At 66.4% G+C, this 5,739-nt stretch carries 6 protein-coding genes and 2 pseudogenes; 5 read left to right on the forward strand and 3 right to left on the reverse strand.

Going from position 1 to position 5,739, the window contains the following annotated elements; all coding sequences use genetic code 11:
- The 4 genes and pseudogenes from ACFZDK_RS55400 to ACFZDK_RS55415 all read left to right on the forward strand — a co-directional run.
- Window positions 1–277 (forward strand): annotated as a pseudogene (locus ACFZDK_RS55400) (ISAs1 family transposase); the annotation flags it as partial.
- Window positions 278–290: 13 nt separating this feature from the next.
- Complete coding sequence (locus ACFZDK_RS55405) at window positions 291–557, forward strand: transposase (RefSeq protein WP_390986937.1); 267 nt, start codon at window positions 291–293, stop codon at window positions 555–557.
- Window positions 558–809: 252 nt separating this feature from the next.
- Window positions 810–1,649, forward strand: a complete 840-nt coding sequence (locus ACFZDK_RS55410) for an IS5 family transposase (RefSeq protein ID WP_390986940.1) — start codon at window positions 810–812, stop codon at window positions 1,647–1,649.
- Between the two features lie 285 nt (window positions 1,650–1,934).
- Window positions 1,935–2,528 (forward strand): annotated as a pseudogene (locus tag ACFZDK_RS55415) (Tn3 family transposase); the annotation flags it as partial.
- Window positions 2,529–2,570: 42 nt separating this feature from the next.
- Here ACFZDK_RS55415 and map read toward each other — a convergent pair.
- A complete protein-coding gene (gene map, locus ACFZDK_RS55420) occupies window positions 2,571–3,353 on the reverse strand; it encodes a type I methionyl aminopeptidase (protein WP_390986942.1) in 783 nt (260 codons plus the stop codon).
- Between the two features lie 65 nt (window positions 3,354–3,418).
- Here map and ACFZDK_RS55425 point away from each other — a divergent pair, with 65 nt between their 5' ends.
- Window positions 3,419–3,724, forward strand: coding sequence for a helix-turn-helix domain-containing protein (locus tag ACFZDK_RS55425; RefSeq protein ID WP_390986945.1), 306 nt, complete (start codon window positions 3,419–3,421; stop codon window positions 3,722–3,724).
- A 427-nt stretch (window positions 3,725–4,151) separates the two neighbouring features.
- Here ACFZDK_RS55425 and ACFZDK_RS55430 read toward each other — a convergent pair whose 3' ends face one another.
- The gene (locus ACFZDK_RS55430) at window positions 4,152–4,712 is read right to left on the reverse strand and encodes a transposase (RefSeq protein ID WP_390986948.1); all 561 of its coding nucleotides are present in this window, start codon (window positions 4,710–4,712) and stop codon (window positions 4,152–4,154) included.
- Window positions 4,713–4,784: 72 nt separating this feature from the next.
- Window positions 4,785–5,300, reverse strand: a complete 516-nt coding sequence (locus ACFZDK_RS55435; protein ID WP_390986950.1) for a transposase — start codon at window positions 5,298–5,300, stop codon at window positions 4,785–4,787.
- Window positions 5,301–5,739: the final 439 nt, after the last annotated feature.

Raw genomic sequence — 5,739 nt, forward strand, 5'->3', positions numbered from 1 at the left:
CAGCCTGCCACCCGGCGCGGCGAGCGGAGCCCAGTTCGCCGCATGGATCAAAGGGCACTGGAAGATCGAAAATCTTCTGCACCACGTCCGGGACCGCACCTTCCGCGAGGATGACTCCAAGATCCGCACGGGCCACCTGCCCCGGGTCATGGCGGGACTGCGCAACCTCGCCATCGGTGTCCATCGCCAGGACGGACAGACCAACATCGCCGCCGCCCTGCGTCACGCCGCCCGCGACTGCCACCGGCCCCTGACCGCCCTCGGCCTCACCGGATGAATCCGGACAGATCTTGATCTCGCAACGGACCCTGTCCGGAGTGGAGGGCACCATCAACGAGTTCGTGCACGGACATGGCATGCGCCACTGCCGCTACCGAGGACATCCGAAAGCCCACCTGCAACACGTACTCACGGCCATTGCCGTGAACATCGAACGACTCAGCGGCCGGGCAGTGGCCGCGGAAACCTCTTCTCCGAGACCGCCGACCGCCTTACAGACTTTCCTGGACCAGCAAGGGATCCCTCAGTCGAAGTCCTGGCGAACGCTGGGCAGTTAACCTCAACTATCAAGATTGCCGACAGAGTCAAGCTCAAAGAGCGTTTTGTCCCGGCGGGGTTGTTTGATGGCGTTTCGAAGGGTGAATGTGTCTGCGACAGTTGAGGCGAGAGTGGTCAAGGCGGGCTTTGCGGCGGGGGACTCCATACCTCTGCCCGTTTGAGTCGAGTCGCTCCCGTCTGATCCCCAAGCGTCCCCGTTTGACGCTGTTTGCGCCCTGGGGATGCGTCGTGCCTGACGGTACTACCGAAACATGACGCGACAGCGCCCGTATCCCAGCGACCTGTTCGATGCTCGCTGGGAGTTGATCGGTCCCACGCTCACCGCCTGGCGGGCCGAGCGTAGAGGCAAGGGCCTGGACATCGGCCGCCCACCCGAGCACGACCTGCGCCGCATCATGGACGCCATCCTCTACGTCGACCGCACCGGGATCCCGTGGCGCTACCTGCCGCACGACTTCCCGCCGTGGGAGACGGTCTACGGCTACTTCGCCGCCCGGCAGAAGGAAGGTGTCTTCGACCGGCTCAACGGCCTGCTGCGGCGCCTGGTGCGTGAGGCCGAAGGCCGGGATGCCGAGCCGAGCGCCTGCATGCTGGACGCGCAGAGCATCAAGACCTCCGCCAACGTGCCGGCGGCCGGCCAGGGCATCGACGCAGGCAAGAAAATCGCAGGTCGCAGGCGCCACATCGGCGTCGACACCCTTGGCTTGCTGCTGGCCGTCTGGGTAACCGCGGCGAGTGTCTCCGACAACGTCGGCGGCATGCACTTGCTCTCCCAGATCTCCGCCACGACCCCCAGAGTGATCAAGGCGTGGGCCGACACCGGCTACCGGACGAAAGCCATCGACCATGGCGCCCGCCTCGGAATCGACGTCGAAGTCGTCCGACGCGACGTCGGAGCCAGAGGCTTCAAGGTGATTCCCCGACGTTGGGTGGTCGAGCGCACCTTCGGCTGGCTGATGCACCACCGCCGTCTCGCACGCGACTACGAGACCCACCCCCACCGGTCCGAAGCCATAATCCACGTCGCAATGATCGACCTCATAAGCCGACGACTCACCAGTGAATCCACTCCGAACTGGCGCGACACCTGAACCCCGAACCAAACAACCTCGCCGGGACAAAACGCTCTTTCAGCTTGACTCTGTCGGGGATCTTGGAGTTTCCCGGGGCGGCAGCAGGATCGACGGGCATGCTCGGGTGGTTCCGCCGATTGATAGAGCTGTCGAGGTGCTCGTTGTCCCTTCGTCCTCGTTCTGGTGAGCAGGTCCCGTCTCTGACTGCGCAGGTTGCGCGGGCGAGCAACCCGGGTGGTACAACGGCGATATGGGTGCGTGACCGGCTGGACGGGCTGTGGTGTGACGAGGACTTCGCCGACTGTCGCCTGCAGCAAGGTGAACCTCAAGCGGATCGCCGCGCACTGGCCGGACATGCTTCGCGTCGCCGGGTCGCTCATCACGAACCAGGTCCGTGCCTACGACCTGCTGCGGATGTTCGGCCGCGAGGGCCACCCGACCCCGCTCGGCGCCGCGTTCGCCGAGTACGGCCGGATCGGCAAAACCATGCACCTGCTCACCCTGGTCGACCCGGTCGACGACACCTACCGCCGCTTGATGAACCGGCAGCTCACCGTGCAGGAGTCCCGCCACCGCCTGGCCCGCGCGATCTGCCACGACGGCCGCGGCCAGATCCGCCAGGCGTACCGCGAGGGCCAAGAAAATCAGTTGGCAAGCCTGGGCCTGGCCCTCAACGCTGTCGTCCTGTGGAACACCCGCTACCTGGATGCCGCCGTCGCCCAGCTCCGCGCCGAGGGCCACGACATCAAGGATGAGGACGTGGCCCGCCTCTCCCCGCTCAAGGACCGGCACATCAACTTCCTGGGCCGCTATCTATTCAACATCAAGGCCAGCGGACCCGGTCAGGGCCTGCGCCCCCTCCGGGACCCGGAGGCTGTCGAGGACGACGAGGATTGACGCGGCGCACCCGCCCGCTGGGCCACTCGTTACAGCGCCCTCTTATCGTCGTGCCTGCGTGGGCAGGGTGAGAACTTCGGCTCCGTTGTCGGTGATGGCGATGGTGTGCTCGCTGTGCGCGGTTCGGCAGCCTGTCGCGCTGCGCAGCGTCCAGCCGTCGGCGTCGGTGACGAGTGTGGCAGTGTCGGCCATGACCCAGGGCTCCAGGGCGAGCAGCAGTCCGGGGCGCAGCTTGTATCCGCGGCCGGGCCGTCCGGTGTTCGGGACGTGTGGGTCCTGGTGCATGGTCGAGCCGATGCCGTGGCCTCCGAACTCGGTGTTGATCGGGTAGCCCGCCTTGCTGAGGACTGTGCCGATGGCGTGGGAGAGGTCGCCGATGCGCGCCCCAGGCTTGGCGGCGGCGATGCCGGCGGCGAGTGCACGTTCGGTCGTCTCGATCATCGCAACACTCGCCGCTGGCCTGGCCTTGCCCACCAGAAAGCTGATCGCGGCGTCCGTGGCCACCCCGCCCCTGGCTACGGCAAGGTCGAGAGTCAGCAGATCCCCGTCTGCCAGCGTGTAGTTGTGAGGCCGCCCATGGAGCACTCCGTCGTTGACGGCCGTGCAGATGTAGTGCCCGAACGGGCCGCACCCGAAGGAAGGCGCGTAGTCGACGTAGCAGGACTGCGCTCCCGCCTCGGTGATCATCTCCTTGGCCCACTGGTCGATGTCCAGCAGGTTCGTCCCGACCGTGCTGCGCCGCTTCAGCGTGTGCAGGATGTCTCCGACCAGGGCGCCGGTGTCTCTCGCCCGCTCAAGCCGCGCGGAATTCAGGATCTCAATCATGAGGGACCTCTCATGTGCGTCCAATAACTATCCCGGTCTAACTGTACCGGTATTAAAATGGGGCCATGGTCAGGTTGCCGCTCACCCCCGCCGAGGTAGAACGCGGACAGCGCCTTGGCGCCCTGCTCCGCCGAGCCCGGGGCTGCCGCTCAATGCTGGACGTGGCGCTCGCTTCGCACATCTCGCCGGAAACTCTGCGGAAGATCGAATCCGGCCGGGTGGCCACCCCCGCCTTCCCGACAATCGCAGCGATCGCCGACACCCTCGGCCTGTCTCTTGACGCCGTCTGGGCCGAGATTAGCCAGGCGGAGCGAACCGTCGAGGATCAGTCGGTGCTGCCTGTCACACGGCATCCATCGCTGGCTTCGTAACACCCACTCCCCATCAAGTACGCATGAGCCATTGAGCTTGTCCGTGGACTCGTCAAGATCACCGGCGCAGAGCTACCGGCGAACGGCGATGTGCACGAGACCGGCCAGTGCGATCGCCACCGTGGCCCCGGGCGCCCAGGCCCTCGAAGCAGCTCCTCGACCTCCTGGCGAGCAAGCAGCCTCCGCAGGAGCGCTGACTCCTGCCGGCGATGAGCGCGGTGTGCCACCGGCTGCCGGGTCGTCAAAAAACCTTGGCGAGCTCAAGCGGTCAGCGCATCACCGCTGTTCAGTAGGTCAGCGTAGACCTCTGCCGGGGTGCGCTAGCCGTGGGTCTTGCGCGGACGGTGGTTGAGTTCGTGATCGACGGCGTCCAGGTCGGCCTGGCTGAACGTGCGGAGGTCGGCGCCCTTGGGTGCCTCTGTGTCTGTCAAGCTGGTTGGAGTGTCGGCGTAGGCTCGGTTTCGGCGGGTCCGGGAAGTGACTTGTCCGAAGAGTCGGCCGTCGGGGTTGGGCCAGCCGCGCTGGATGCTGTAGTCGCCCCCGGTTGTCCTCCTGGGCCCGTCGTTCGGGTGCGGCGGCGTTCGTCGCCGACCATCGTGCGCCAGACGTGATCAGCCAGGCGGCGCTTCAGGCAGCGCTGCGCTTCCCTGGGTATCTTGCCTTCTGCGATTTTGGCCTTGAAGTAGGCGTGGCCCCGGGTGCCGGGCATGCGGATCTGCGTGATGACCACAGTGTGGAGTGCCGTGTTGAGCTGGCGGTCGCCGCGCCTGGACAGGCGGTGGTGTGCGCGGCCGGCACTGGCTATCTCGATGCGGGCGGTGCCGGCGTACTGGGCGAACGCGCTGGCAGTTGGAAAGCGGCTGGGGTTTCCGGTCCGGCCCAGGAGGCGGGCGGCGGTTATGGCTGCGATGCCCGGAGTGTCGGTCATCCGGCTTCCGGACTCTGCGACCAGTGCGGCCATGGCTTTGGCGTTGTCCTTCAGCTTCACGTCCCAGGTCCGGACCTCGGCGATCAGGTCGGCGGCGAGGGCATGGCGGGTGGTTTCGACGGGGCCCAGCAGTTACTCGGCTTTGGCCGCGGACAGATCGCGTGGCGCCCCGCCGGGCAGGAGGGCTCGCAGCAGCGCGTGGAGCTGGTTGACCGCGCGGACTCTGGCCTGGGCGAGGTTGCTGCGGTGTTCGTCCAGCAGCGCCAGTGCGTCCGTTGAGTTCTCGGGCTGCACCGGTCGCTCGTCGCCCTGGACAGCGGCGACGCATGCTGCCGCGGCGGCGTCGATGCGGTCGTTCTTGCGGCCTGCGCCGCGGGAGAGCTGGCGAACACGTGCGGTGGCACTGGGTTGGACGTCGACGACCTGTTCTCCCCTGGCGAGCAGCCATGAAGTCAGGTGGTGTCCCAGGCCCTTGGCGTTTTCGACGGCCCATCGCCGCTGGGGCCACTGGAGGGCCCAGTCCAGCATGCGCTGGTACTCCTGGAGCGTCACGTCGATGCGGATCGATGCTTGATCACGGTTGGTCCCGGGATCGACGGCCGTGGCTGTGTGGGTCGACTTGTGCGGATCGATGCCGATCAGCATCATCAGCGGTCCCCTCCTTCTCGGTGTCGAGTCAGTGGAATCCGCAGCTGACATCCCGACTTCGAGAAACGTGGGGTGGCCGGTGCTCATGCCTCTGTTGAGTCAAGCCGCGAACGGATACCGGGCAGGTCGACACACCCAAAGAGAGCCAGCCCTTACGGGCGGCAGGAAGTACTCGAGTCAGCCTGCCCGGCGTCCTGCGGCACGTTACGGGCGGCCAACCCGATCACGAACACCGCTACCCCCCATACAAGTCGGAAGTACTGGCGCAGCTTGACAGTCGGGGATCTTGGAGTCGTCGAGGTCAACTGCCCAGGGTTCGCCAGGACGTCAGGCGTGGAGTCTCCCGTTGGTCGAGGTACGTCTGGAAGGAAGTCGGCTGACGGGGTGTGGGTGCTTCCATGGCTGGTGGCAGTCCGCTGAGGCGCTCGATGTTGACGGC

The sequence above is a fragment of the Streptomyces sp. NPDC007901 genome (genome assembly GCF_042959465.1).
Classification (GTDB): domain Bacteria; phylum Actinomycetota; class Actinomycetes; order Streptomycetales; family Streptomycetaceae; genus Streptomyces.

What these genes read in the sequence shown, in the direction of transcription:
- ACFZDK_RS55435 (WP_390986950.1), bottom strand. Translation starts at nt 5,300, where the DNA reads ATGATGCTGATCGGCATCGATCCGCACAAGTCGACCCACACAGCCACG.
- map (WP_390986942.1), bottom strand. Translation starts at nt 3,353, where the DNA reads ATGATTGAGATCCTGAATTCCGCGCGGCTTGAGCGGGCGAGAGACACC.
- ACFZDK_RS55410 (WP_390986940.1), top strand. Translation starts at nt 810, where the DNA reads ATGACGCGACAGCGCCCGTATCCCAGCGACCTGTTCGATGCTCGCTGG.
- ACFZDK_RS55425 (WP_390986945.1), top strand. Translation starts at nt 3,419, where the DNA reads ATGGTCAGGTTGCCGCTCACCCCCGCCGAGGTAGAACGCGGACAGCGC.